24 protein-coding genes are annotated in these 26570 nt (G+C 67.0%); 12 read left to right on the forward strand and 12 right to left on the reverse strand.

Annotation, left to right across the window (positions count from 1 at the left end; genetic code table 11):
* Positions 1 to 77: 77 nt before the first annotated feature.
* Positions 78 to 404 (reverse strand): hypothetical protein, encoded by a 327-nt coding sequence (locus HT136_RS04815; protein ID WP_214198438.1) that lies wholly within the window; start codon positions 402 to 404, stop codon positions 78 to 80.
* A 276-nt stretch (positions 405 to 680) separates the two neighbouring features.
* Here HT136_RS04815 and polA point away from each other — a divergent pair, with 276 nt between their 5' ends.
* The 6 genes from polA to HT136_RS04845 all read left to right on the forward strand — a co-directional run bounded on the left by polA (position 681) and on the right by HT136_RS04845 (position 8445).
* Positions 681 to 3521: a DNA polymerase I gene (gene polA, locus HT136_RS04820; protein WP_214198439.1), complete on the forward strand. Its 2841-nt coding sequence runs from the start codon at positions 681 to 683 to the stop codon at positions 3519 to 3521.
* Between the two features lie 118 nt (positions 3522 to 3639).
* Complete coding sequence (gene mddA / locus HT136_RS04825; protein WP_246543373.1) at positions 3640 to 4371, forward strand: methanethiol S-methyltransferase; 732 nt, start codon at positions 3640 to 3642, stop codon at positions 4369 to 4371.
* Between the two features lie 91 nt (positions 4372 to 4462).
* On the forward strand, positions 4463 to 5587 hold the full coding sequence (locus HT136_RS04830) for a mechanosensitive ion channel family protein (RefSeq protein WP_214198440.1): 1125 nt from the start codon (positions 4463 to 4465) through the stop codon (positions 5585 to 5587).
* A gap of 57 nt (positions 5588 to 5644) precedes the next feature.
* Positions 5645 to 6232: a hypothetical protein gene (locus HT136_RS04835; protein WP_214198441.1), complete on the forward strand. Its 588-nt coding sequence runs from the start codon at positions 5645 to 5647 to the stop codon at positions 6230 to 6232.
* Positions 6233 to 6255: 23 nt separating this feature from the next.
* Positions 6256 to 7596 carry a serine hydrolase gene (locus HT136_RS04840; RefSeq protein WP_214198442.1) on the forward strand — a complete coding sequence of 447 codons (1341 nt, stop codon included), beginning with the start codon at positions 6256 to 6258 and terminating at the stop codon, positions 7594 to 7596.
* Positions 7597 to 7656: 60 nt separating this feature from the next.
* Positions 7657 to 8445 carry a glutaminyl-peptide cyclotransferase gene (locus HT136_RS04845; protein WP_246543374.1) on the forward strand — a complete coding sequence of 263 codons (789 nt, stop codon included), beginning with the start codon at positions 7657 to 7659 and terminating at the stop codon, positions 8443 to 8445.
* 48 nt (positions 8446 to 8493) lie between these two features.
* On the opposite strand, the gene HT136_RS04850 is transcribed toward HT136_RS04845, so the two are convergent.
* The 3 genes from HT136_RS04850 to HT136_RS04860 form a co-directional block, all read right to left on the reverse strand.
* Positions 8494 to 10809, reverse strand: coding sequence for a CDC48 family AAA ATPase (locus HT136_RS04850; protein ID WP_214198444.1), 2316 nt, complete (start codon positions 10807 to 10809; stop codon positions 8494 to 8496).
* A 633-nt stretch (positions 10810 to 11442) separates the two neighbouring features.
* A complete protein-coding gene (locus tag HT136_RS04855; RefSeq protein ID WP_214198445.1) occupies positions 11443 to 12225 on the reverse strand; it encodes a universal stress protein in 783 nt (260 codons plus the stop codon).
* Between the two features lie 126 nt (positions 12226 to 12351).
* The gene (locus tag HT136_RS04860) at positions 12352 to 13245 is read right to left on the reverse strand and encodes a LysR family transcriptional regulator (RefSeq protein WP_214198446.1); all 894 of its coding nucleotides are present in this window, start codon (positions 13243 to 13245) and stop codon (positions 12352 to 12354) included.
* Positions 13246 to 13340: 95 nt separating this feature from the next.
* On the opposite strand from HT136_RS04860, the gene HT136_RS04865 reads away from it, so the two are divergent.
* The 5 genes from HT136_RS04865 to HT136_RS04885 all read left to right on the forward strand — a co-directional run bounded on the left by HT136_RS04865 (position 13341) and on the right by HT136_RS04885 (position 17369).
* The gene (locus tag HT136_RS04865; protein WP_214198447.1) at positions 13341 to 14048 is read left to right on the forward strand and encodes a CoA transferase subunit A; all 708 of its coding nucleotides are present in this window, start codon (positions 13341 to 13343) and stop codon (positions 14046 to 14048) included.
* A gap of 1 nt (position 14049) precedes the next feature.
* Positions 14050 to 14685 (forward strand): CoA transferase subunit B, encoded by a 636-nt coding sequence (locus tag HT136_RS04870; RefSeq protein ID WP_214198448.1) that lies wholly within the window; start codon positions 14050 to 14052, stop codon positions 14683 to 14685.
* A 23-nt stretch (positions 14686 to 14708) separates the two neighbouring features.
* Positions 14709 to 15680 (forward strand): NAD-dependent epimerase/dehydratase family protein, encoded by a 972-nt coding sequence (locus HT136_RS04875; protein WP_214198449.1) that lies wholly within the window; start codon positions 14709 to 14711, stop codon positions 15678 to 15680.
* A 93-nt stretch (positions 15681 to 15773) separates the two neighbouring features.
* Positions 15774 to 16319 carry a glutathione peroxidase gene (locus HT136_RS04880; RefSeq protein WP_214198450.1) on the forward strand — a complete coding sequence of 182 codons (546 nt, stop codon included), beginning with the start codon at positions 15774 to 15776 and terminating at the stop codon, positions 16317 to 16319.
* 165 nt (positions 16320 to 16484) lie between these two features.
* Complete coding sequence (locus HT136_RS04885; protein WP_214198451.1) at positions 16485 to 17369, forward strand: sulfurtransferase; 885 nt, start codon at positions 16485 to 16487, stop codon at positions 17367 to 17369.
* 134 nt (positions 17370 to 17503) lie between these two features.
* On the opposite strand, the gene HT136_RS04890 is transcribed toward HT136_RS04885, so the two are convergent.
* Positions 17504 to 18270, reverse strand: a protein-coding gene (locus HT136_RS04890; RefSeq protein WP_214198452.1) for an IS5 family transposase whose coding sequence is annotated in 2 segments (ribosomal slippage) — positions 17504 to 17952 and positions 17952 to 18270 — 768 coding nt in all. Because the reading frame shifts where the segments join, the coding sequence is not laid out codon by codon here.
* A 64-nt stretch (positions 18271 to 18334) separates the two neighbouring features.
* Here HT136_RS04890 and HT136_RS04895 point away from each other — a divergent pair.
* Entirely contained in the window at positions 18335 to 18694 is a 360-nt protein-coding gene (locus HT136_RS04895) for a hypothetical protein (RefSeq protein ID WP_214198453.1), read from the forward strand.
* A 25-nt stretch (positions 18695 to 18719) separates the two neighbouring features.
* Here the strand turns inward: HT136_RS04895 and HT136_RS04900 are convergent, their stop codons facing one another.
* From HT136_RS04900 to prfA, 7 genes are all read right to left on the reverse strand, one after another.
* Positions 18720 to 19346, reverse strand: a complete 627-nt coding sequence (locus tag HT136_RS04900; protein ID WP_214198454.1) for a glutathione S-transferase — start codon at positions 19344 to 19346, stop codon at positions 18720 to 18722.
* Positions 19343 to 20335 carry an oxygen-dependent tRNA uridine(34) hydroxylase TrhO gene (gene trhO / locus HT136_RS04905; RefSeq protein ID WP_246543375.1) on the reverse strand — a complete coding sequence of 331 codons (993 nt, stop codon included), beginning with the start codon at positions 20333 to 20335 and terminating at the stop codon, positions 19343 to 19345. The genes HT136_RS04900 and trhO overlap by 4 nt, the downstream gene beginning before the upstream one ends.
* Before the next feature lie 129 nt (positions 20336 to 20464).
* Complete coding sequence (gene metK, locus HT136_RS04910; protein WP_214198455.1) at positions 20465 to 21697, reverse strand: methionine adenosyltransferase; 1233 nt, start codon at positions 21695 to 21697, stop codon at positions 20465 to 20467.
* Positions 21698 to 21741: 44 nt separating this feature from the next.
* Entirely contained in the window at positions 21742 to 23424 is a 1683-nt protein-coding gene (gene lnt, locus HT136_RS04915; protein ID WP_214198456.1) for an apolipoprotein N-acyltransferase, read from the reverse strand.
* A 96-nt stretch (positions 23425 to 23520) separates the two neighbouring features.
* The gene (locus HT136_RS04920; protein ID WP_214198457.1) at positions 23521 to 24375 is read right to left on the reverse strand and encodes a DUF4167 domain-containing protein; all 855 of its coding nucleotides are present in this window, start codon (positions 24373 to 24375) and stop codon (positions 23521 to 23523) included.
* Between the two features lie 245 nt (positions 24376 to 24620).
* Positions 24621 to 25481, reverse strand: coding sequence for a peptide chain release factor N(5)-glutamine methyltransferase (prmC, locus tag HT136_RS04925; RefSeq protein WP_214198458.1), 861 nt, complete (start codon positions 25479 to 25481; stop codon positions 24621 to 24623).
* The gene (gene prfA, locus HT136_RS04930; protein WP_214198459.1) at positions 25478 to 26548 is read right to left on the reverse strand and encodes a peptide chain release factor 1; all 1071 of its coding nucleotides are present in this window, start codon (positions 26546 to 26548) and stop codon (positions 25478 to 25480) included. Before prfA ends, prmC begins: the two co-directional genes overlap by 4 nt.
* Between the last annotated feature and the right edge of the window lie 22 nt (positions 26549 to 26570).

Below are 26570 nucleotides of genomic sequence, written 5' to 3' on the forward strand. Positions count from 1 at the left end.
GGGCGCCCGACCATCGTCGGGCGCCCCTTTTCGCGTGAAGACGCGCCAGAGAGCCGGCGCGTCCCCGTGATGCGCGATCAGTTGGTGTTGGGGTTGCCGTCGGTGTGGTCGGCCATCTCGTTGGCGGCGTCGTTGGCGGCTGCTTCGGCGTCCGAAGCGGCGTTGGCGGCGGCATCCGAAACGTCGTCACCCGCGTCCTTGGCGGCCGCACCGGCGTCGTTGGCGGCGTTCGACATGGCGTCGCCCGCATCGTCCATGGCATCGCCCGCCTGCGTGGCCACGGCGCCCATGTCGTCGGCGGCCGAGGAAGCGGCGGCTTCGGTGGCGTCCTGGGTCTTCTCCGAGCACGCGGCCAGTGACATGGCGGCCACGGCGGCGGTGGTGGCAATGATGATCTTGCGCATCTCTCAGTAATCCCTCTTTGTTACGTCCTGGTCAGGGCCCGCGTCGCATACGCGCCCCAATAAAGCCTTCATGAGACGACTTCCGCACGTTCGCTAGAAGCCCGAGCCGCCCCGTTCAAGCACTCGTCAAGCAACCAGCGCGCACCGTTTTGGTTCCCGCCGCGAAAACAATCGATTTGCGCGCCGGATCGGGCGATTTGCGCGACGGGCGTCTTTTGCACGGCGCGGCGGCGTCTGCCTGCTGACGCTGGGCTCAAGCGCTGCTAGGACCGGCACATGGAGTCAAAGCAGCATCTCTACCTCGTCGACGGTTCGGCCTACATCTTCCGCGCCTACCACCGTCTCCCGCCGCTCACCGATCCGGAAGGAACGCCCGTGGGCGCGGTCTACGGCTACACCACGATGCTGTGGAAGCTCGCCGAGGACCTCGACAAGGCGGAAGGGCCCACGCACATGGCGGTGATTCTCGATGCGGGGAGCAAGTCCTTCCGCAACGACATCTACGCCGACTACAAGGCCAACCGCCCGCCGCCGCCCGAGGATCTCGTTCCCCAGTTCCCGCTGATCCGCGATGCGACGCGCGCCTTCTCGCTGCCCTGCATCGAGGAGCAGGGCTACGAGGCGGACGACCTCATCGCCTCTTACGCGCGCGCGGCCGCGAAGCAGGGCTGGGACGTCACCATCGTGTCCTCGGACAAGGACCTCATGCAGCTGGTCGGCACCTGCCCCGAAGGCGGCGGCAAGGTCGACATGCTCGACACGATGAAGAACCAGCGCATCGACCTGCCCGAAGTTGCCGAGAAGTTCGGCGTGACGCCCGACAAGGTGGGCGATGTGCTCGCGCTGATGGGCGATGCGGTCGACAACGTGCCGGGCGTCTTCGGCGTCGGCCCCAAGACCGCGACCAAGCTGATCCAGGAGCACGGCGATCTCGAGACCGTGCTCGCCGCCGCGCCCGCGATGAAGAAATCCAAGCTGCAGGAGCGCCTGATCGAGCAGGCCGAGCAGGCGCGCCTGTCGCGCGTGCTCGTCGCACTCAAGGAAGACTGCGCGCTGCCGATCGCGCTCGAGGATGTAAAGCTTGGCGCGATCCCGCCCGAGCCGCTCGCCGCGTTCCTTTCCAAGCACGGCTTCACCAGCCTGCTGAAGCGCCTCGAGACGGGCAGCGGAAGCCCCTCGAAGACGACCCAGCTCAACCCCGCCAAGGCGCAGACCACAGGTGTCGGCCCCGCCGAGGGCGCCGCGCGCCAGCCGCTGCCCGAGATGCCCGCGATCGACTATGCCGCCTACGAATGCGTGCAGACGGTGGAGGCGCTCGAGGCCTGGGTGAAGAAGGCCCAGGCCGCGCACCTCCTCGCGGTCGACACCGAGACGTCCGCGCTTGAGGCGATGCAGGCCGATCTCGTCGGCGTCAGCCTTGCCATCGGGCCGAACCAGGCCTGCTACATCCCGCTCGGCCACGGCGGCTCGGACATGTTCGCCGAGAAGCCCGAGCAGGTGCCGATGGACAAGGCCATCGCGCTCCTCAAGCCCCTGCTCGAGGACGATGCGGTCCTCAAGGTCGGGCAGAACATCAAGTACGACCTCAACGTGCTCGCGCGTTACGGCATCGCCGTCGCGCCGGTCGACGACACCATGATCGAGAGCTTCTGCCTCGACGCCGGGCGCGGCACGGACGGGATCGGCGGCGGGCACGGCATGGACGAGCTCTCCGAGCGGCACCTGGGCCACAAGCCGATGGCGTTCAAGGACGTGTGCGGCACCGGCAAGAAGGCGATCCCCTTCGGCGAGGTCCCGCTCGACAAGGCGACGCATTACGCGGCCGAGGACGCCGACGTGACCTGGCGCCTGCACGCGCTGCTCCAGCCGCGCCTTTCCGAAGAGGGCGGTACGCGTATCTACGAGCGCGTCGACCGTCCGCTGATCCCGGTCGTCGCGCAAATGGAGCGCCACGGCATCAAGGTCGACCGTGAGAAGCTGGCCGGCCTCTCGGCCCAGTTCGCCGAGGCGATCGGCGCGCTCGAAACGGAAATCCACGCAGGTGCCGGACAGGAGTTCACCATCGGCAGCCCCAAGCAGCTGGGCGAGATCCTGTTCGACAAGCTGGGCTACAAGGGCGGCAAGAAAGGCAAGTCGGGCCAGTATTCGACCGACCAGTCGGTGCTCGAACGCCTGGCTGAAGAGGGCGCCGAAGTTGCCACCAAGGTGCTCGAATGGCGCCAGCTCTCCAAGCTGCGCTCGACCTATACCGAGGCGTTGCAGGCTGCCATCAACCCGAAGACGGGCCGGGTCCACACCAGCTACAGCCTTGTGGGCGCGCAGACCGGGCGTTTGTCCTCGACCGACCCGAACCTCCAGAACATCCCGATCCGCACCGAGATTGGCCGCCAGATCCGCGACTGTTTCGTCGCCGAGGACGGCAACGTGCTGCTCGCCGCCGACTATTCGCAGATCGAGCTGCGCCTCGCCGCGCACATGGCCGACGTTCCCAGCCTCAAGGAAGCGTTCGAGAAGGGCGAGGACATCCACGCGCGCACCGCGATGGAGCTGTTCGGCGAAGTGAACCGCGAGACGCGCGGGCGGGCCAAGACGATCAACTTCGCGATCCTCTACGGCATCTCGCGCTGGGGCCTGGCCGGGCGCCTGGGCACCGATGCCGATGAAGCGCAGGCGATGATCGATCGCTACTTCGAGCGCTTCCCGGGCATCCAGAAGTACATTGTGGCCACGCTCGAGAGCGTGCGCGAGCGCGGCTATTCGGAAACGCTGTTCCACCGCAAGACCTGGTTCCCGCGCATCAATTCCAAGAACGGGAACGAGCGCCAGGGCTCCGAGCGCGCGGCGATCAACGCGCCGATCCAGGGCAGTTGCGCCGACATCATCAAGCGCGCGATGGTGCGCATGACCCCGGCGCTTGAAGCGGCGGGCCTCGGCCACGTGCGCATGCTGCTGCAGGTCCACGACGAACTGGTCTTCGAACTGCCCGAGGGCGACGTCGAGGCGGCGTCGAAGGTGATCGGCAAGGTCATGGCCGAAGCGGCGGGGCCGGCGGTCGCGCTCACCATCCCGCTCGGCGTCGAGATCGGTTCGGGCGCCAGCTGGGGCGCGGCGCACTGATCGCCTCGGGCCGGGCGGGGCAAGGTACCCCGGCCCGGCCAATTTCCGGCACACTTCCCGGATCGGGCGCGAAGGTGTAGGATGCGCACTTCGGTCTCTGGTCTGGGAGGGCAGGGATATGATGCGCGCAGTGGCTGCGGCCTATGCTCTTTTCGCTTACGTCCTGTTCCTGGGCACGGTCCTCTACGCCGTCGGCTTCGTCGGCAACTGGGTCGTTCCGCGAACGATCGACAGCGGCCCTGTGGGCGCCCTGGTGCCTTCGCTGGCGATCGATCTGGGGTTGCTGGGCCTTTTCGCCGTCCAGCACAGCCTGATGGCGCGTCCGTTCTTCAAGCGCTGGTGGACCCGCATCGTGCCCGCCCCGCTCGAACGCTCGACTTATGTGCTCCTTGCCAGTCTCGCGCTCGACCTGCTGTTCTGGCAGTGGCGTCCCTTGCCCGCACCGATCTGGGCCGTGAGCGGCGCGCTGGCGGGGGCGCTGACCGGGCTCATGCTGCTGGGCTGGGTGGTGGTGCTGATCTCGACCTTCCTCATCAGCCACTTCGAGCTTTTCGGGCTCGCGCAAGTCTGGCGCCACCTGAACCAGCGGCCGATCCCGGCGCCTTCGATGATGACCCCGCTGTTCTATGGCTTCGTGCGCCATCCGATCTACCTGGGTTTCATGATCGCTTTCTGGGCAACGCCGACGATGACATTGGGGCATCTCGTCTTCGCGATCATGACCACGCTCTACATCCTTGTCGCCATCCAGTTCGAGGAACACGATCTCGTTGTCCTTTTCGGCGAGCGGTACCTCGCCTACCGCAGGCGCGTTTCGATGATCGTGCCGTTGCCGCCCAGAGGGCCCTGACCCGCCCCTGATCGTCGCCAGACAGGAGGGGCGCGGGGTCAAAATTTCGGTCGGACTTGCAACTGCTGCGCTGCAGCATAGTTTTGGTTGCATGACCGATTTGCTCCACAACCTCATCGGTGAGCTGCCGGACTGGCTGCAACAGACGATCATCGCCCTCATCGTGGCCGCGATTGCCGTCACGATCGCCCTCGTGATCCACGCCCTCCTGTTCCGCCTGCTTCGACGTTTCGCGAAGGCGAGCTCGAGCGATTCGGACAACCTGGTGGTCAAACGCCTCGCCCGGCCCAGCCGCTGGGCGCTGATCGCGCTTGCGATCGTCCTTGCCGCGCGCGAGACGCCCGCGCTCGATGCGGTGTGGGAGCGGATCGGCGGCCTCGTCATGCCGCTCATGGTGGGGTGGATGGCGCTCGCGATCGTGCGGGCCTTCGTCGAGGCGATGGTCCTGCGCGCCGACATCTCGATGGTCGACAACCGCCGCAACCGGCGTCGGCGCACGCGCCTCACCATCTTCGGGCGGATCGCGACGTTCGTGATCGTGTTCCTGACGATCGCGCTCATGCTGCTCTCGATCCCGGGCGTGCGCGACATTGGCGTGACCTTGATGGCCTCGGCGGGCCTCGCCGCCCTTGCCGTCGGCGCCGCCGCGCAGCCGGCCCTGAAGGCGCTCATCTCGGGCTTCCAGATGGCGCTGACCGAGCCGGTGGTGATCGGCGATGCGGTGATCATCGGCGGGGAATGGGGCTGGGTCGAGGAGATCACGACGACATACGTGGTGGTCAAGGTCTGGGACGAGCGGCGCCTGGTGGTGCCCACCACCAAGTTCCTCGAGGAGATCTTCCAGAACTGGACCAAGACCACCTCGCAGCTGCTCGGCACGGTCATGCTCTACGTCGATCCGGCGACCCGGCTCGACCCGATCCGGGAGAAATTCTTCACGATCGTCGAGGGCAACGAGCGCTGGGACGGGCGCGTCAAGCACATGCAGGTCACTGAACTCACCCGCGATGCGATCGAGGTGCGCTTCCTCGTCACCGCCAAGGACAGCCCCACGCTGTTCGACTTGCGCTGCGACGTGCGCGAGGAACTGATCCAGTGGCTGGCGGTGGAGATGCCCGAGGCGCTGGTGCGTGGCCGCCTGATGCCGGTAAGCCCGCTCGAGATCAACGCCATCGGCGCGCCTTCGGGCGAGGTCCTGGGCCAGATGGCGCACTGAGGCGCGTCCGGTGGGCAGGGCCTTGCACCTGTCTCGGGCCGTCCTACACTGGCGATCATGCTTTTTCGCACCCGCGGCCGTCGCGCCAGCCAGCTATTTGCCGACCAGTTCGAAGCTGCGGGGAGCGGCTTCGTCTACCGCCACAGCCTGAAAGGGCCACCCCGGCCGGTCGGCGAGGAGGAGCGGGATGCCTTCTGCGCGCGCTATGACCGCCGAATGCGCCGGCTTCCCTGGGCGGCGGCGGGCATCACGCTCCTGGTCGTCTTGCCCCTCGCGTTGTTCGGACCGGGCTTTGAGCACCGGTTCGCAAATCTGTTCAGTGGCGCGGTCGGTGTGCTGCTCTTCGCGGGCATCCTTGTGGTCCAGCGCTGGGAGTGGAACCACCCGCGACGCGTGCTTTGCGAACGCGCGAGCGTGGGGCCGGCGCTCTCGCGCGAGGAGCTGAGCCGGAGGCGGCTGGCGCAAGTCAGCTATCGGCAACTTGTTCTGGCGCCGGTCCTTGTGGGCGTCTTGATGTGGCGGATATCGGAGCGGCTGCATCTGCCCCCGCAATGGAATGCCTTCTGGCTGGCGCTCTGCACGGCGTTGCTGACCCTGATCGCGATCCAGGCCTTTCGTAAATGGCGCGCGGAGCGGGATCGCTAGACGCGGCCGAGGTGGGAGCAGCCATGACGCAACTTTTGCGTGGTTTCCTGGGGCTTGCCCTGATCGCCTGTGCGACGCCATCGTCGGTGCTGGGCAAGGCCGATCGGGCAAAGCCGCAAGAGGCCGCCGCGCGCGGTGCCATGGCGCGTCGCGAGGATGAACTGGTTGCCTTGCTCAATGGCGAGGGGGACCTTGCGGCGATGTTCACGCCGGCTTTCCGCAAAGACGTGCCCGAGGCCCAGGTGCGCGCTCTGGCGGCTTCGCTGCGCGCGCAACTGGGGCGCGCGACGGGCATTCGCGAGCGCGAGAATCTGGGGGCGCACGAGGCCAGGATGGTGGTGACCTTCGAAAAGGGCTCGGCCCGCGCCTGGATGGCGTTGTCGAGCGAGGCGCCGCACCGGATCGGCGGCTTGCGGATCACGGGCGTCATGCCCGCCGCGGTGGCGGCGCTCGCGTCGCTGGACGAGGTCGCGGCGGCCTTTGCCGCGCTGCCGGGCAAGGTTGGCTTCGCCGCGCAGGAACTCTCGGCCCGCCCGCCCGAGGCCGCGCTGGCGCCCGATACGCCGCTCGCCATTGCTTCGGCCTTCAAGCTGGTGGTCCTTGCCGAACTGGTCCGCGCGATCGACGCGGGCGAGCGCCATTGGGACGATGTGGTGACGCTCGACGGGCGCGAATTGCCTGCGGGCGGGTTCCGGGCGTCGGCAAAGGGCACCCGCGTGACCTTGCGCCGGCTCGCCGAGGAAATGATCCGCGTCAGCGACAACAGCGCGAGCGACCTCCTGCTCGATACGCTCGGGCGTGAGAAGGTCGAGGCAATGCAGGCGCAGATCGGCTTCACGCATGGTGCGCGCAACGTGCCGTTTCTCTCGACGATGGAGCTGTTCAAGCTGAAGGGCGTGAACGCGGGGGCGCTTGGACGTCGCTATCTGGCAAGCGATCGGCCCACACGGCGCGCGATGCTGGCGGGAGAGGTGGCGCGGCTGCCCGGCGCGGCGGTGGGGGACCTCTTCGCCGATGGCCACCCGGTGATGATCGAGAGCCTCGAATGGTTCGCCTCGCCCGCCGACCTCGTGCGCGCCCTCGGTTGGTTTCACGCGCACTCGCGCCACGATGCCGGGCGAGAGGCGCTGCGCATCCTGGCGCTCAATCCGGGTCCGGCCGCCGATGTGGCGGGTCAGGTCGGTTATGCCGGTTACAAGGGCGGGTCCGAGCCGGGTGTGCTCGACATGTCGGTGCTGCTGCGCGACAGGGCGGGGCGCTGGTGGGCGGTCAGCGCGACCTGGAACGATCCCGTGCACGGGATCGACCTGCCGCGCTTCCAGGCGCTGTTCGAGCGCGCGCTGGTTCTTGTCTCCCGGCCTTGAGGCAGGCCCCGCGCGCAGTTCAGGCTTGCGCAAGTCGCGCGGCTTATGCAGCAGAGCGCTATGTCTTGCATCCCATGTCTTCGCCGGGCCCCGCTCACGGCTCTTGTCGGCCTCCTCGCCGTTTCCTTGACCGGGGGCTGCGCGGCGAAGGCCACGCCCACGTGCGGTTACGAGGTCGTGAAGACCTATCCGCACGATCCCGCTGCCTTCACCGAGGGGCTCTTCTTCGCCGACGGCGTGCTTTACGAGAGCACCGGACAGAAGGGGGCTTCGCGTATCTACACGCGCACGCTTGAGAGCACGGCGCCGATCCTCGAGGGCAAGGTCGACCCCACTTTCTTCGGCGAGGGCAGCGTCGCCTGGGGCGACCAGGTGATCAGCCTTACCTGGCGCGATGGCCTGGGCTATCGCTGGGACCGCAAGACGCTGAAGCCGCTGGCGCTGTTCCCGGTCGCGGGCGAGGGCTGGGGCATGACCATCCACAACGGCACGATTTACCAGAGTGACGGGTCGGACCACCTCATTTTGCGCGACCCCAAGGACTTTTCCCGCACCGGCGCGATTGCCGTCACCGACCAAGGCAAGCCGGTCGAAATGCTCAACGAGCTCGAATGGATCGATGGCGAGATCTGGGCCAATGTCTGGATGAGCGAGCGCATCGCGCGGATCGATCCGGCGACGGGCGCGGTGAAGAGCTGGGTCGACCTTGCGGGCCTCGCCGCGAAAAGCGGCGCGCGCACGGGCGACGACGTCCTCAACGGCATCGCCTACGATGCGGAGACGAAGCGGGTCTTCGTGACCGGCAAGAACTGGAACTCGCTCTACCAGATAAAGGCGAAGTGTCCCTGAGCCTGATGGCAGGACGGGACGGGGGCGTTCGTGCCCCCGTCCCCTCGCTCAGTCGCCGTGCTTGCGCTCGCGGGTGGGCTCGACCATGCCCGGGGCGATGAAGCCGACCGGCGTGACTTCCATCGCGCGCTTCTTGAGCTCGCCCTTCATCCGCGCGTACTCGGCCTCCATCTCGGCGGTGACGGTGGCGCGGCTGTCGTCGAGTGCGTCCTCGAAATCGGCCATAGCGACCGTTTCGACCTCGGCGCCATGCTTGCGGATGGCGATGAGGCCCGCGCGGCGCACCACGTCCTCGAGGTCCGCTCCGGTAAAGCGCTCGGTCCGCTCGGCGATGGCCTCCAGCGAGACATCGCTGGCGAGCGGCATCGCGCTGGTATGGATGCCCAGGATATGGGCGCGGCCGGCCGCATCGGGAGTGCCGACGTAGACCAGTTCGTCGAAGCGGCCCGGGCGCAGCAGCGCGGGATCGACGAGCGCCGGGCGGTTGGTGGCGCCCACCAGCACGACCGACTGCAGTTCCTCCATGCCGTCCATCTCGGCGAGGATCGTGTTGACGACGCGGGCGGTCACTTGCGGCTCACCCATGCCCCCGCCCATGCCGCGCGCGGGCACGAGGCTGTCGATCTCGTCGATGAAGATCACGCAGGGCGCCACCTGGCGCGCGCGGGCAAAGAGGCGGGCGATCTGCTGTTCGCTTTCGCCGTACCACTTCGAGAGCAGGTCCGAGGACTTGATCGAGATGAAGTTGGCCTCCGCCTCCTTGGCCACCGCCTTGGCGAGCAGGGTTTTGCCGGTGCCGGGAGGCCCGTAGAGCAGGAAGCCCTTGGCGCTGCGGATGCCCAGCTTGTGGAAGGCGGCCGGGTTCTTGAGCGGCAGCTCGATGCCTTCCTTGAGCTTCATTTGCGCCTCGCCCAGGCCCCCGATGTCGTCCCAGCCGATATTGGGGACCTGCACCATGACCTCGCGCATTGCCGAGGGCTGGACGCGCTTCAGCGCCGCGATGAAGTCGTCGCGCTCGACCGAAAGGTTCTCGAGCACTTCGGTCGGGATCGCCCGCGCCTCGAGGTCGAGCCGGGGCATGATCCGGCGCACCGCCTCGATCGCGGCCTCGCGGGTCAGCGCGGCCAGGTCGGCGCCGACGAAGCCGTGGGTGGTGCGCGCCAGCTCCTGCAAAGACACCTTCTCGCCCAGCGGCATGCCGCGGGTGTGAATGCTCAGGATTTCGCGCCGGCCGCTCTCGTCAGGGACTCCGATCACGATCTCGCGGTCGAACCGGCCCGGACGGCGCAGCGCCTCGTCGATCGCGTCGGGCCGATTGGTGGCGGCGATGACGACGACGTGGGCGCGGCTGTTGAGGCCGTCCATCAAGGTCAGGAGCTGGGCGACGAGGCGCTTTTCGGCCTCGCCGTGAACCTGGTCGCGCTTGGGGGCGATCGAGTCGATCTCGTCGATGAAGACGATCGCGGGGGCGGCCTTGGTCGCTTCCTCGAAGACCTCGCGCAAGTGCTTCTCGCTCTCGCCATAGCCCGAGCCCATGATCTCGGGGCCGTTGATCGAGAAGAAGTTGGCTTCGCTCTCGTTGGCGACGGCCTGCGCGAGGCGCGTCTTGCCGGTTCCCGGCGGGCCGTGGAGCAGCACGCCCTTGGGCGGCGCTACGCCCAGGCGCGTGAACAATTCGGGATAGCGCAGCGGCAGCTCCACCATCTCGCGCAACTGGCGGATGGTGTCCTCCATGCCGCCCACGTCGTCGTAGTTGACCTCGCCGCGCGGCTCGTGCGCCTCCTCGAAGGTTTCGCGCAGCTCGACCTCGGTGTCCTCGTCGATGTGGACGATCCCGCGCGGTGTGGTCGAGACAACGTTGAGGCGGATCTGCGTCAGCGAATAGGCGGGCGCGTTGAACATCCGGCGCAGTTGGGGCGGGATGTCGGCGACCTGCTGCTGGCCGGTGGTGGCGACGAGATCGCCCTGGACCATGGGCCGTGCGAAGAAGTTGCGCTTGAGCGCGACGGCGGGGCCTTGCAGGCGCATGTCCTTTTGCGCGGGCGCGAAGACGACGCGCTGGGCGGGGCGCGATTCGGCCTTGCGCACGGTAACGTGGTCGCCCGAGCCGACTTCGGCGTTGCCGCGCTGGAGCCCGTCGAGGCGGATGACCGAGAGGCCTTCGTCCTCGGGAAAGGCGAGGACGGCGCGGGCCACGGTAACCGACTTGCCGGTGATTTCGAGAACGTCGCCTTCCATCGCCCCGATGGCTGAGAGCGATTCGCGTGACATGCGGGCGATGCCCTGCCCGCTTTCTTCCTGGCGTGCGGCCGCAACCTGCAGCCGGACCACGCGATCGTCGACCCTTGATTCGGCGTCGCCCATGTCTGTCCTTTCGAAGCAACGGTCCAAGGCTCCCCGCCATCGCCATGGCCGGGGAGTGGACCTTCGGGAAAGGAATTAGGAATGGCTCGCGGCAATTTCAAACCGTTGCGGATCGCCCGGTCAGCCGAGACGGCGCGAGACGACGTGTTGCGCAGACAAAAAAAGACCCGGACGTTACCGGCCGGGTCGTGGAAGTTTTGGGAGAGGATGCCTGAAAGGCACTTCCTATATGGATCACGGTCGGTCTTTGTGCAAGTGCGAAGTCGAGGCCGACTGATGCATAATACGCAATCACAATTGCTCATTACGCAATATTTATGACAAGTGAACCGCTCTGAAGCGCTCAAATCCGCCAAAGTCTGGGGCGCTCTTTTGTGTGAAAGCGCGTGATTGGATGCGGTCTGACCGGTCTGTCGTGTCCGCGCGAGGCAGGATCCTGCTGCAGTGCGGAATAAAGTGTACTAAGTCGATAATCTGCAAGGACAATTGGTGCTAGCGTTACCATAAGTCGGGCACAAGGTGCCGACGGGTGTCGATGCGGGCTGCGGATAGGCCGAGGCCCCGGGGGGAGCCTCGGCCTCGTGATGTCGTCTGGCCCCCCCCTATCGCGAGGGGCGGTGCAGGAAGTGCCGCTCAGTGCGCGAGGAGCAGGGCGGGGCCGGTATCTTCCTCGAGGAAATAGGCGGTCACACCCCCAAACAGGAATTCGCGGAATCGACTCTTGCCATAGGCACCCATGACGAGCAGCTCGGCATGAGTCTGGCTGACGGCAACGGCCAGCGTCTCTTCGACCGAACCGCGCCGTTCGTGCTCCTCGAGCTCGGCGTGGATGCCGTGGCGCGAGAGATAGCGCAGCGCGTCGGTGGCGGGGAAACCGCCGGTCTTTTCCGCGACGGTGACGACCTTGACCACCTGGCAATCGCCCAGGAGCTTGACCGAGGCGCGCAGCGCGGCGGCCGCCTGTTCACCCCCGTCCCAGGCGATGCAGGCGCGCCGGATCGGGAAATCGAGCGCCTTGTCGTCATTGAGGACGAGCACCGGGGTGCCCGAGACGAGCGCCAGTTCGCCGGCAAGACCGCCGGTGCGCGAGAGAATGGTGAGGTCGGAGAGCCGGGCGATGCTGCCCAGCGCGCTGATCGGGTCATCCTCGCTGCGCAGGACGTCGAAAGCGACGTCTTCGCGCGCCAGGCGGGCCTCGATCTCCGATGCGGCGCTGTCGTCGTCCGCGCGCGCCTTGTCGAGCGCTTCGGAAATCACGTAGCTGCCCCCCATCGGATCCATCGCGATGTAGCGCGAGACCGGGGTGTCGACCAGCACGGTCACGTGGCCGCCGGTCGTCCGGGCGAGATTGAGAGCGGTTTCGATGCGGGCGGTGTTGCCCGGCTTGCGGTCCGCATTGACGAGTATCGAGCGCATGGTCTTTTTCTCCCGTTGGCCCGTCCACAATAGGCCCAAAGTGGTGCAGTGCCATGACGAAGATCAAACATTCCCTTGCTAATCAAGGGTGGATTTCGCGCGGGGCCAATGCAAACCTTGACAGGATCACGCGCGGTTTGCGGCGGAGGCGTCCTCGATCCGCAGCGATTGCGCGCGCTCGAACAGGTCGAGGATGATCGGGTCGCGTTCGCGCGCGCGGATCGCCGCCTCGAAATGGACGAGCTGGCGCGGGCGCGGGTGGATCTCGACGAGATCGCCGCTATCCAGTTGCGCGCGGACCATCGTTTCGGGCAGCACCGCCGCGGCGCGCCCGCGGCTCACGATGTCGATCAGCAGGCGCACGTTGTTGCAGGTGTGGAGCGCAGGTCGGCCGCGCCCCATCGCCTCGAGCGTCGCAAGGGTGACGCGGTGCAGCGGGGAGTGGTCTGGCAGCGACCAGATCGGCGTCCCCCTTCCGTCATTCCCGGCCTGCGCCACGGACGGGCTGGCCACCCAGACGAGGCCGACCGAGCCGATCGGCGCGGTGCGCAGCCCCGGGCTGGCGACGGGGCCGGCGAGGAACACGATGTCGCGCGTGCCGGCCAGCAACTGCTGCATGAGCGGCGCGGTGAGGTCGAGTTCGATTTCCATGGTGACCCCGGGCCGGTCGCGCTCGATCGCCTGGACCCAGGCGGGCAGGCAACTGGCCGCGGCGATCTCGCCCGATCCGATGCGCACCGTGCCGCTGGCTCCGGCGAAATCGCTGGCCTCGAGCAGCGCGCGCTCGAGGTCGTGGCGCAGCGGTTCGCATTGCTGGATGAGCCTTCGTCCGCGCGCGGTGAGAACCATCCGGCGTCCTTCGCGTTGAAACAGGACGAGGCCCAGTTGTTCCTCGATCTCGCGCACCCGGGCCGAGATTGCGGGCTGGGTCGTGTTGAGCCGCTGTGCGGCGGCGGCGAATGTGCCCAGACGGTCGATCCAGGCAAGCGTTTCGAGGTGGAAGAGAGCGATCCTTTTCATAAGAAACGTGTATCATGATCGATAAAAATTAATCGCTATTTCTGATGCTATCGCCGCAGTACGCTGCGCGGCGGAAGTTGGAGAGAAGGACATCCATGAAAAAGCTCTACCCCAGCGCGGAGGCCGCGCTTGAAGGCCTGCTCGCCGACGGCATGCTCATCGCCAGCGGTGGCTTCGGCCTATGCGGCATTCCCGAGCGCCTGCTCGACGCGATTCGCGACGCGGGCGTGAAGGACCTGACGTTCGCCTCGAACAACGCCGGCATCGACAACGAAGGCATCGGCAAGCTGCTGCGCACCAAGCAGGTGAAGAAGATGATCTCGTCCTACGTGGGCGAGAACAAGGAATTCGAACGTCAGTTCCTCTCGGGCGAGCTCGAGGTCGAGTTCTGCCCGCAGGGCACTCTGGCCGAGCGCATGCGCGCAGGGGGGGCGGGCATCCCCGGCTTCTACACCAAGACGGGCGTCGGCACCCAGGTTGCCGAGGGCAAGGAAGTCAAAGTCTTCGGCGGCCAGGAATACATTCTGGAAGAGGGTATCTTCGCCGATCTTTCGGTGGTCAAGGCGTGGAAGGCGGACGAGAGCGGCAACGTCGTCTTCCGCAAGACCGCGCGCAATTTCAACGTGCCCGCCGCCACCTGCGGCAAGGTCTGCGTCGTGGAAGTCGAGGAAATCGTCCCCACTGGCAGCCTCGATCCCGACCACATCCACCTGCCGGGCGTCTACGTCCAACGTCTCGTGCTGGGCGCGCCCTACGACAAGAAGATCGAATTCGTGACGACGCGCGAAAGGGAGACCGCGTAAAATGGCCTGGAACCGCAATGAGATGGCCGCACGCGCGGCCCGCGAACTGGAAGACGGTTTCTACGTGAACCTGGGCATCGGCATCCCGACGCTCGTCGCCAACTATGTGCCCGAAGGCATGACCGTCACGCTCCAGTCCGAGAACGGCATGCTCGGCATCGGGCCCTTCCCCTATGCGGGCGAGGAAGACCCCGACCTCATCAACGCGGGCAAGCAGACGGTCAGCGAACTGCCGCAGACCGCCTATTTCGACAGCGCGACGAGCTTCGGCATGATCCGTGGCGGCCACATCAACCTCGCCGTGCTGGGCGCGATGGAAGTGGCCGAGAACGGCGACATCGCCAACTGGATGATCCCGGGCAAGATGATCAAGGGCATGGGCGGCGCGATGGACCTCGTGGCGGGCGTGCAGAAGATCATCGTCGTCATGGAGCACTGCTCGAAGACGGGCGATTCCAAGTTCATCCCGGCCTGCACCCTGCCGCTGACCGGCAAGAACGTCGTCGACATGATCGTCACCGACTTGTGCGTCTTCCAGCGCCCCGACCATGACAGCCCCTTCAAGCTGGTCGAACTTGCGCCGGGCGTCACTGCCGAGGAGGTGGCCGCCAAGACCACGGCGCACTACACCACCTGAGCTGCGATCGAGGGAGAAGTGCCATGCGCGTCCTGCTGACCGGATCCTCGGGGTGGCTGGGACGGCATCTGGCACCTCTCCTCGCCGCGCGCGGGCACGAGGTCATCGGCCTCGATGTCGCGGCCGGGCCTCACACGCAGGTTCAGGGCTCGGTGGCCGACCGCGCACTGGTCTTTCGCACCGTGGCCGAATTTGCGATCGAGGTGATCGTCCACGCCGGTGCCCTGCACAAGCCCGACATCGCCCGCTTCTCGCGGCAGGCCTTCCTCGACGTCAACGCCGCTGGCACGCTCAATGTGCTCGAGGCGGCGGTGGCGGCGGGGCACGAACGGCTGGTGTTCACCTCGACGACCTCGCTCATGGTGCGCCGCGACGTGCGGGCCGGGGCGGGGAGCGAGGGCGCCTGGTGGATGGACGAGGCGTTCGGCCCGCTCGAGCCGCGCAACGTCTACGGGGTGACCAAGCTGGCAGCCGAGAACCTGTGCCGGATGATCGCGGGCGAGACCGGCCTTGCCGTGGCGATCTTGCGCACGGGGCGCTTCTTTCCCGAGGACGACGACACGCTGCGGGCGCCCTCTGGGCCCAACCTCAAGGCCAACGAGTTCCTCAACCGGCGCCTCTCGGTGGGCGATGCCGCGCTCGCCCATCTTGCCGCGCTCGAAGCGGACCTTGCCAGGTGGGAGGACGCGTGCGAGACCTTCGTCCTTTCCGCCCCGCCCCCCTTTGTACGTGGCGATTGCGGGGAGCTTTCCCACGACGCACCGGCCGTGATCGCCCGGGCCTTCCCCGAGGCGGCCGGGCTTTACGCGCGCGCCGGGTGGGTCCTGCCTGCGAAAATCGAGCGGGTCTACGATCCGGCCAAGGCGCAGCGCGTCCTGGACTGGCGCGCGCGCGACGATTTCGCCGCGATCCTCGCGGCCCTGCGCGAGGGCACCCCGCTCCCCTTCGCCCACGATCCCGACTGGATTTCGCCGGTTCTGCGCGGCTTGCCCTGAACCGATTTCCACCAGACGGTCGCAGCCCTCCCGCGGCCTTGTCCGCGCCGATGCGCGAGGCCATATCGAGGGCCAGATCCAAGGGAGAAACCCATGACCGACCTCGCTTCCATCCCGCTCGCCCGTATCGACGGTACGCCCGACAGCCTTGCCGCGCACGCGGGCAAGGTCTTGCTCATCGTCAACACGGCGTCCAAGTGCGGATTGACGCCGCAGTACGAAGGCCTCGAGGCGCTGTTCCAGGACTTCAAGGGCAAGGGGCTCGAAGTGCTCGGCTTTCCCGCCAACGACTTCGGCGCGCAGGAACCCGGCTCGAACGAGGAGATCACCGAGTTCTGCCAGGTCAACTATGGCGTTTCGTTCCCGCTCTTCGCCAAGGCCGACGTGACGGGCGAGGGCAAGCAGCCGCTTTACGCCGCGCTGACCGCAGCCCTCCCCGAAAAGACCGGTCCCGCCGAGGAAATGCGCGAGCGCCTCAAGGGCTTCGGCATGACGCCGACGCAGGACCCCGAAGTGCTCTGGAACTTCGAAAAGTTCCTCGTTTCCAAACAAGGCGAGGTCGTCGCCCGCTTCGCCCCGGGCGTCGAGCCCAAGGACCCTGGGCTTGTCGCTGCGATCGAAGCCGAACTGGCGAAGTAGGCCAGGACTTGCGCGCGCGTTTCGAGAAGCTTTGCCTTCGAAACGCGCGCAAGAGCTTCGGCTTTCGCCGGGGGATCTGAACGGGCGAGCCTCGGCCCGGCCCGTGCGTCAGACCGTTCGGGAAAGGTGCTGGCCCAATGGCCGCAAGGGGACTAGCCTTGCGCCATGACCTACCGCACGCTGATCTCCGCCGACGACCTCAAGGCCCTGCTCGATGCGCAGGGCAAGGTCCTGATCCTCGACTGCGAGTTCGACCTCGCCCAGCCCGACAATGGCCCTGCGGCCTACCGCGTCGGGCACCTGCCGGGGGCCCGGCACGCGCATCTCGACCATGACCTTGCCGGGCCGACCACCGGCACCAACGGGCGCCACCCCTTGCCCGATCGCGCGGCGTTCGCGGACTGGCTGCGCGCGCAGGGGCTGGGCAAGGGGCAACTCGTGGTGACGTACGGGGGGATGGGCCAGTCGGGCGCCGCGCGCGCCTGGTGGCTGCTGCGCTGGATGGGCCACGCCGATGTGGCGGTGCTCGACGGGGGGCGGGACGCCTGGGTCGCCGCCGGGCACGAACTCGAATCGGGCGAGGCGGACGACGTTGCGCCGGGCGATTTCGAGCCGGGCCTGCCGCTCGTCGCGGGCACGGTGAGCGCCAAGGACGTGCTCGCCAATATCGAGACGGGCGAGGCGCAAGTGCTCGACGCGCGTGATCCGGCGCGCTTCAGCGGGGAGAACGCGGCGATGGACCCGGTCGCGGGGCACATCCCGGGCGCGAAGTGCCGCTTCTTTCGCGCCAATCTTGCCGAGGACGGCACCTTCCGCCCCGCAGCCGAACTGCGCGCCGAGTTCGAAGCCCTGCTTGGCGGCGAGCCCGCGATCCTGCAATGCGGCTCGGGCGTTACCGCCTGCCAGAACGCGCTCGCCATGGAGATCGCGGGAATTCCGGGGGCCTTCGTCTATCCCGGCTCGTGGAGCGAATGGATCGCCGATCCCTCACGCCCGGTCGTGACCGGCAGCGAGCCCTGGGGTGAGGACGAGTTTCGCCACAAGCTTTAAAGAAGGAAGGTAATTTCGAGGGGCATGGCCCCTCGAGCTCCCTTTACCAGCGAGGGCAATTCGGGCACGTCGCGTCGCGCTGGCACTGCCTTCGACGGTAATGGGGTCAAGGGGGCCATGCCCCCTTGCATCACCTAGGACGTAGACTCATAAGCGCGGAGCCACAGGCGCATTGAGGCGAGCTGGACCATGGCGAGGAAGTTCTCAGCCAACTTATCGTAGCGGGTAGCGACGCGGCGGAAGTGCTTGAGTTTGGAGAAGAAGCGCTCGATCAGATTGCGCTCACGATAGAGCCGCTTGCTGAAGCAAGGCTTCCAGCGGCGGTTGCTTTTGGGCGGGATGTTGGGCGTGGCGCCCTGTTCCTCGATCATCGTGCGGATTCTATCAGCATCGTAGGCTTTGTCGGCGAGCACGATCATGTGCGGCCCAAGGCGGTTGAGCAGATCGTCGGCGACTTGACCATCATGCGTCTGCCCTGCCGTCAGGCCGAGCCGGATCGGGAGGCCTTGCGCATCGACGACAGCGTGGATTTTGGTCGTGAGCCCGCCTCGGGAGCGACCGAGACAATGATCTCGATCCCCCTCTTTGCCGTCGCAGCCTGTTGGTGCGCCCGGATGGCAGTGCTGTCGATCATCTGGATGTCGCCGTCATGGGCGGCGGTGATGGCGTCCATCATCCGATCCCAGACGCCTGCCCTCCGCCATCGCACGAAGCGATTGTAGCAAGTGGTGCGCGGACCATATCGTTCGGGCAGGTCGCGCCATGGAGCGCCGGATCGCAGCACCCAGAAGATACCATTCAGCACGCGGCGGTCATCGACACGCTGCACGCCTCTTGGCTTGTTGGGCAGTAGCGGTTCGATCACGCGCCACTCGAAGTCAGTCAGGTCATATCGGCTCATGCCGATGCTGAATCACAGATCGCAGTCGTTGCCCAGTCGTTTCGAATTGCAGTAGGCTGTTGCTATGGAACAAGCCGCCTTCATTGATCTCGTGCGCCAAACAGTGGTTGAGCCAGCTACGAGCGGAACGATCTCGCAGATTGAAAGCCCAACTGGCCGCAACCTTTCTGAAGATAGAAAGCGCAGGTCCGCCTGGTTTCGCGCGCTTTCCCCTGAGGAACGTACGAATGTCGAATACGCCATTGCGCAAGCCGCTCATGCCGCAACTTTCGGCTTCCTATGTGTCCTTGATGGCGCTCGTGTCATCGAGGACGGAGCCGACCGGGGACACCTTGAACTCCACCATGTCAGAGGCAAATCAGCTACTCTTCTGGCCTCCAGCGCTGACGAGATGCCCGTAACGCCTCTTCACGAGTTCCTCTGACATTCCCAATTTATAGGTTCACGACCTAGAATAGAACCGGCTCATCCCCCGGTTGCCAGGGCACGTACTTGGCCATGACGCTCGTGAAGAGCTCCGAGGCGAGGTGTCCTTCCAGCCATTGGCGCAGCGCGGGCAGGTCCTGCGCGTCGAACCAGGTACGGTCGGTGGCGGCGAACTGGCGCACGAAGGGCATCAGGGCCATGTCGGCGAGACCGCGAACGGGCCCGCAGAGCTGGCCCTGTGAGGCGATCCGGGCATCGAGGTCGCGCAAGATGGCGAGCGCGCTCGCGCGGTGGGCGAGGGGATCGCTGGCGTGGCGCTCGGGGTATTTGTAGCGGTCGAGGTCGTGCTTGAAGGGGCCGTCGTTGCGCGCGATGAGCGCCGCGTCGTCACGTTCGAGCCAGCCTTCCGGGTCGTTGTGGGCGAGCGCCCAACGCATCACTTCGAGGCTCTGCTCGACCACCGTGCCCCCGGCGAGCACCAGCACCGGAACCGTTCCCTTGGGCGAGGCTTCGAGCAGTGCGGCGGGCTTGGCCGCCAGCTTCACCTCGCGCAGCGCGCAGGAAAGGCCCGCCACGCGCAGCGCAAGCCGCGCGCGCATCGCATAAGGGCAGCGGCGGAAGCTGTAGAGAATGGGGAGCGCTTGGCTCATTGCGCTTCGGGTACAGGACCGCGCGCAGGGGGCCCGACGCCGATATGTTCTTCGCCGCGCGCGTGGGCGAGCTGCTGCTGGCGGTGACGCTCGCGGTAGCGTTCGCGCTGCTCTTCGCTGCGTTCCGCGTGGCAATGCGGGCAGGCGACGCCCTCTTCGAACAGCGGCGAGGCGCGATCCTCGCCGCTCAAGGGCAGGCGGCAGGCGAAGCACAGCGTATAATCGCCCTGCTCGAGCCCGTGGCCGACCGAGACGCGCGCGTCGAAGACGAAGCATTCTCCCTGCCACAGGCTCTCTTCGGGCGCGACGGTCTCGAGGTATTTCAGAATGCCGCCCTTGAGGTGGAAGACGTCCTCGATGCCCTCTTGCTTGAGGAACGCGGTCGACTTCTCGCAGCGGATGCCGCCGGTGCAGAACATCGCGACCTTGGGGGCCTTGCCCTCGCCGAGCAACCTTTCGCGATTCGCGCGAAACCACTGGGGAAATTCGCGAAAGCTTGCCGTTTCCGGATCGATCGCGCCCTGAAAGGTGCCGATCGCCACTTCGTAGTCGTTGCGCGTGTCGATCACGATCGTGTCGGGATCGGCGATGAGCGCGTTCCAGTCCTCGGGCGCGACGTAGGTGCCCACGGTGGCGAGCGGATCGGTCCCGGGTTCGCCCATCGTCACGATCTCGTTCTTGAGGCGCACCTTCATGCGCAGGAACGGCATTTCGCGCGCGCCCGAGAACTTGACGTCGAGACCGGCGCAGCCGGGCAGGGCGCGGATATGTGCAAGGACGCGCGAAATGCCCGAATGCGTGCCTGCGATCGTGCCGTTGATGCCCTCGTGCGCGAGCAGCAGCGTGCCCTTGATCCCTTCCGCCTCGCACAGCGCGGCAAGCGGCGCACGCAAGGCGGCATGGTCGGCAAAGGGCGCGAACTGGTAGAGCGCGGCGACGCAGACCGGCGCATTGTGCGCGGCCGGCGGAAGATCGGCGGGGTTCATCATCGCGCGCCCCATAGCGCAAACGCGGCGCCGAGGGGAGGGGGCGTGAAAAAGCCCGGCGGGCCGCGAAGGCCGCCGGGCTTTTTCAATCGAAGCGTCGGATTCTCGAGGGGCTGGCCCCCCGAACCGGCCTCAGGCCGAGACCGAGAGTTCCTCGACGCAGGCCTTGAGGTCTTCGACCAGGTCGGTGCGCTCCCAGGGGAAGAAGTCGCCTTGCGCCTTGCGGCCGAAGTGACCGTAGGCGGCCGAGGGCTTGTAGATCGGCTTGTTGAGGCCGAGACCCAGGCGGATGCCGCGCGGGGTCAGGCCACCGAGCTTCTCGGCGGCGACCTTGGCGATCGCGGCCTCGATCGCCTCGTCGGAGACGGTGCCGGTGCCGCTGGTGTCGACGTAGAGCGAGAGCGGCTGGGCGACGCCGATCGCGTAGGAAATCTGGATCGTGCACATCTTGGCGAGACCCGCGGCCACGACGTTCTTGGCGAGGTAGCGCGTCACGTAGGCCGCCGAACGGTCGACCTTGGTCGGGTCCTTGCCCGAGAACGCGCCGCCGCCGTGCGGAGCCGCGCCGCCATAGGTGTCGACGATGATCTTGCGGCCGGTGAGGCCGGCGTCGCCGTCGGGGCCGCCGATCTCGAACGAGCCGGTCGGGTTGATGTGGTAGACGGTCTCGTCCGAAAGCAGCTGGGCCGGGATGATCTTGGCGACGACGCCCTTCACATAGGCCTTGAGTTCAGCTTCCTTGTCACCCGTGTCGTAGCCCGGCGCGTGCTGGGTCGAGACCACGATCGCGGTGCAGGCGGTGGGCACGCCGTCCTTGTAGCGCAGCGTGACCTGACTCTTGGCATCGGGCTCGAGGAAGGGGGCGGCCCCGCTCTTGCGGTCCTGCGCCATGAGGTGGAGGATCTTGTGGCTGAAGTCGAGCGTGGCCGGCATCAGGTCCTCGGTCTCGATCGAGGCGTAGCCGAACATGATGCCCTGGTCGCCGGCACCTTCGTCCTTGTTGCCGTTCGAATCGACGCCCTGCGCGATGTGGGCCGACTGGCCGTGCAGGTAGTTCTCGAAGTCGAAGGTCTCCCAGTGGAAGCCGTCCTGCTCGTAGCCGATCGTCTTGACCGTATCGCGCACGACCTTCTCGATCTCCGCGAGCGCGCCCTCGGCCCAGGCGCCGTTCTCGTAGACGCCCTTGCAGCGGATTTCACCCGCAAGGACAACCTTCTGGGTCGTCGTCAGGGTCTCGCAGGCGATGCGCGCCTCCGGGTCCTTGGACAGGAAAAGGTCGACGATCGCGTCCGAAATCTGGTCCGAGACCTTGTCGGGATGGCCTTCCGAGACGCTCTCGGAGGTGAAGACATATTCGCTGCGCATAGGGTCACCTGGGATATAAAGAAATCTTTAAGTGCGCTGTTTATCTACCTGCGAAGCCCTCGAAGTGCAACCATGGAAAGGGCCAGCAGCAAAAGAACCGCCGCGAGCGCCAGTGGTACGGTGTTTCCGTGGCGCGCGAAGAAGGTCGCCCGGTGGGGCGGCGGAATGTAGCCGTCGAGTCGTCCGGGCTGGTGGCGCGGCACGAAGGCGCGCACCAGGCCGTCCGCGTCGATCACCGCGCTGATGCCGGTGGTGGTCGAGCGCAGCACCGGCAGTCCTTCCTCGAGCGCGCGCAGGCGCGCCTGGGCCAGATGCTGGGGCGGGCCCCAGGCGCCGAACCAGCCGTCGTTCGAAGGGTTGAAAATATAGTCCGGCCGGTTGCGCGGATCGACGACTTCGCCGGAGAACACGATCTCGTAGCAGATCTGGACGCCGGCCTTGCCATAGGCGCCAAGGTCGATCGTGCGGGGCCCCGGGCCGGGCCAGAAGTCGAGCGTGCCGGGTACGAGTCGCGAGAGGCCGATCGGCTCAAGCAGGCTGCGCATCGGCAGGTATTCGCCATAAGGCACCAGATGCGCCTTGGAATAGCTCGCGAGAATGTCGCCCAGGCCATCGAACACGGTCACCGAATTGCGCGCGGCGACATCGTCGCCGTCGTGAATTACCAGGTCGACCGCGCCGGTCAGGAGCAGGCTGTAGGGTCCGATCACACGGCCGATCCGCTGGCGCGCGATCTCGGGGTCACCGCCATATGTATACATTCTGTAGAAGTAGCTCGGGTAGCCGTCGCGCAAGTAGTCGCCCAGGCCCGACTCGGGCCAGAATACCACGCGCTTGCGTCCGGGCACTTCAGGCAGAGAGAGCTCTGCGAGCTTGACGAAGCTGGTCTCGAACTGGCGCGGATCGTCGATGTATTCCTGGCGAATGTCGGGCTGGATCAGCGTGTAGCGTATGCTGCCCTGCCTGCGGTCGGACCCGCGGTCGGGCAGGATCATGAGCGCGGCGAGCGCGGCGAGCGCGGCCAGCGGGACGAGGGCAAAGGCCGCGCGCAGGACGTGGTCCGCGCCTTGTCCCAGGCGCAGGAACAGGCCGGTCAGTCCGGCGACCAGGACCAGCGCCCCCGAAAGGCCATAGGTGCCGATCCAGGGGGAAAGCGCGGCAAGGCCCTGGCTCTGGAAGCTGCCGAGAAGCGCGACGCCGAGCGGGTTCCAGGCAAAGCCGGTGAAGAGCCAGCCGCGCAGCCATTCGGTGACGATCCAGCTTGCGGCAAAGGCGAGCAGCAGCGCGGCAAAGGGCGCGGCGCGGCGTGGGTCGCTCGCCGTCTGCGGGGTCCATTGCGCCTGCGCGCGGGTGATGGCGGTGTGGGCCAGCGCGCAGGCGAGCGCCGGGTAGATCGCAAGGTAGAGCGCGAGCAGGAACACCGCGATCGCACCCAGCCAGGCGGGCATGTTGGCCTGGTAGGTGAAGGCGGTCGCGATCCAGTTGTTGCCGAGCGTGAAATGGCCGACTCCGAAGAACCAGCCGAGCGCGAAGGCGCTGCGCGTGCGGCTCGTGCGTGCAAGGAGTTCGAGCAGGAGCGCGATCCCAGCCAGGGTGAGTGGCCAGAGCGCCAGCGGCTGGAAGCCGCAGGCGGCCAGAGCGCCAGCGGCCAGAGCCAGGGTTCGGGGGGAGCGCAAAGCTGCGCCAAGACGCCGGGCAAGGGGCGCGGAATGCCGAGGGGGTGCCATCGGCGAGGGGTTTTAGTGACGCAGGCCGGGGACGCAAGCGATCATGCGTCTCCGGCCCGGCGTGACACGGACCGCCCGAGCGGTCCGCACAAAAATTCAGGCGTCGGCTTCGGCGGCACTGGCGGCCGCGTCGTCGCTCGAGGCAGTCTTGCGCGGGGCGCGGCGGCGGGGGCGGGGCTTGGCCTCGCCATCCTCGTCACCGACACTGGCCGGAGCGGCCTCGGGCTCGCTCTTGGTGGCCGCCTTGCGGGGGCGGGCAGCCTTGAGCTTCTCGGCGGGCTTGTCGGCGGTCTTTTCCGCCGGAGCCTTGGCACGGGTGCGCCGGGCAGGCTTTTCGGAGGTCGGAGCCCCGTCCTCGCCGCCATCCTCGGCGCCGCTGGTGGCGATCGAGGGGGGCAGGGTGCTGGCGTCGAAGCCGCCCGCGTGCTCGCCACTTTCGTCACGGTTCTCGTCACGCCCGCGACGCGGCTTGCGCGCCTTGGGGGCCGAGCGGTTGTCGCGCACGAAGGGGTTCTCGGCCGGCTCGTAGACCGACCGAGGGCGCTCCTCGGCGGGCTCGTCGGCCTCATCGACGGGATCGCGCATTTCGACCGGGGCCTCGGCGCGGCGCGGGGCCTCGCGAGGACGGTCGCGCACGACCTCGGGATACGTGTCCGCGTAAGGATCGTCGTTGTCCTGGCCACGATCGTCGCGGCGCGGCTGGCGCGATTCTTCCTGACGCTGCTTCTGGTCGGCAATCACTCGGAAGTAGTGGTCGGCGAATTGGAGGTAATATTCCTCCTGAACGCGATCACCGTTGAGCATCGCGTCGTGCGCCAGCTTCTTGTACTTCTCGAGCATCTGGGGCGCGTTGCCGCGGGCCCGGCTGTCGATTCGGTTGGTCTGCTGGCCATTTTGTTGGCGATTGTTACCGCGGCCACGCCTGCGGTTGTTACCACGATTGTTATTCAAGGATAACTTTCCTCAAAACCCCTGGTATCCACTCAACCCAAGAGCTGGATTACCGAATGTCGCATGACACGGCGGGCCCCCCGGCTGCCGAGACTTATACATTTGCATCTTTGTTGCCCGAATTTCAGGACACTACCCGCAAATGCTGGGAGCAAACCGGGTTATGGGTAAAATTCATCCATCAACCGGTTCGCTGCAATCCTTAGGCACTCCATAGAGCGATTCCAAGTGAAATCTTGCCCGAATCAGTGGAGAATTCGAGAAAACGCGATGATGCGGGGCCTGTCCGCGAGATCGCGATGCAGGTGAGCGTCAAGATTCCAGAGCGCGCCCAGCGCCATGACTGCCTCGGCCTGGCGATGGCCGATCTCGACGAGGGCGAGGCCCTCGGGCGCGAGCAATCCGGGCAGTTGCGGGACCAGAATGCGGTAGGCGTCGAGCCCGTCGGCACCGGCGAAAAGCGCGCCGTGCGGCTCGTGTTCGCGTACCGAGGCGTCGAGCTCGGTCTCGTCCTCGATGTACGGCGGGTTGGCGAGGATCAGGTCGAAGGGGCCGCCGAGGTCGTGGGACCACTCGGGCTGTTCCCAGTCGCGGTGGTGGAACCGGGCACGCGTCGCGAGGCCGAGGCGTTCGGCGTTGCGCGCGGCCACGGCGAGCGCGGCCTCGCTGCGGTCGATGGCAACGCCGGTGGCCGCGGGAAACAGGTGAAGTGCGGTCAGGATCAAGGCACCCGAGCCGGTGCCACAGTCGAGCACGCGGGTCGGCGGCGCCTTGGCGAAGGCGATACGCGCGGCCTCGATCGCGGTTTCGGAATCGGCGCGCGGGATCAGCACCGAGGGACTTACCTCGAAAAAAAGCCCGTAGAATTCGGCCGAGCCCAGGATGTAGGCGACCGGCTCGTCGCGCATCAGCCGGGCGAACAATGGCTCGAAGGCCTCGGGCGCGGGATCGCGCATGTGGCGCAGCAGCAGCCCCGAGCGGTCGGTGCCGAGCGCGGCGGCCATGAGCAGCTCGACGTCGAAGCGCGCGCCGCCCGCCTCGCCCGTCAGCCGCTCGGCGTAGGCCTCGCTCGCGCGGCGCAGGCGTTCGCCGACAGTTGCGCTCACGCGTCCATCGCCGCGAGCCGCTTGGCTTCGTCCTCGGCAATCAGCGCGTCGACCAGTTCGCCAAGGCCGGTCCCCTCGAGCACTTCGGTGAGGCGGTGGAGCGTCAGGTTGATGCGGTGGTCGGTCACGCGTCCTTGCGGGAAGTTGTAGGTGCGGATGCGCTCGGAACGGTCGCCCGAGCCGACCATGGCGCGGCGCGCCTCGGCCTCGGCGCCCTGCGCCTCGTCGCGCATCTTCTCGTAAAGCCGCGCGCGCAGGACCTGCATCGCCTTGGCCTTGTTCTTGTGCTGCGAGCGCTCGTCCTGGCAGGTGACCACGATGTCGCTGGGCAAGTGGGTGATGCGCACCGCCGAATCGGTCGTGTTGACGTGCTGCCCGCCCGCGCCCGACGCGCGGTAGATGTCGATCTTGAGGTCCTTGTCCTCGATCTGGACGTCGACCTCGGTCGGCTCGGGCAGGACCGCGACGGTCGCCGCCGAAGTGTGGATGCGGCCGCCCGATTCGGTTACGGGAACGCGCTGCACGCGGTGCACCCCGCTCTCGAACTTGAGCTTGGCGAAGACCCCGGTGCCCGTCACGTTCGCGACGACTTCCTTGAAACCGCCGACGTCGCTGGCGTTTGCGCTCACCATCTCGACGCGCCAGCCCTGTTCGGCGGCGTAGCGCTCGTACATGCGGTAGAGGTCGGCGGCGAAGAGCGCGGCCTCGTCGCCCCCGGTCCCGGCGCGGATCTCGAGCATGGCCGGGCGCTGGTCGGCCGAGTCGCGGGGCAGCATCGCGATGGACAGCGCGCGTTCGCGCTCGGGCAGTTCGGCCTTGATGCGCGCGACTTCCTCCGCGGCAAGGGCGCGCATCTCGGGGTCGCTGTCATCCATCGCGACCAGCTCGGCCAGTTCGCCGCGCAGGTCCGCGACGTCGGCGGCGAGCCGCGCCACCGGTTCGAGCTCGGCATAGTCGCGGCTGGCGGCGACGAAGGCGTCCCCTTCGAGCGTGCCCGAGGCGAGGCGGGCCTCGAGTTCGCCGAAACGGTGCGCGATCTGGCGCAGGCGGTCGTCGCTGAGACTCACTGGGCGGCTATCCGAATGCGGC

The sequence above is a fragment of the Novosphingobium profundi genome (assembly GCF_018491765.1).
Taxonomy (GTDB): Bacteria; Pseudomonadota; Alphaproteobacteria; order Sphingomonadales; family Sphingomonadaceae; genus Novosphingobium; species Novosphingobium profundi.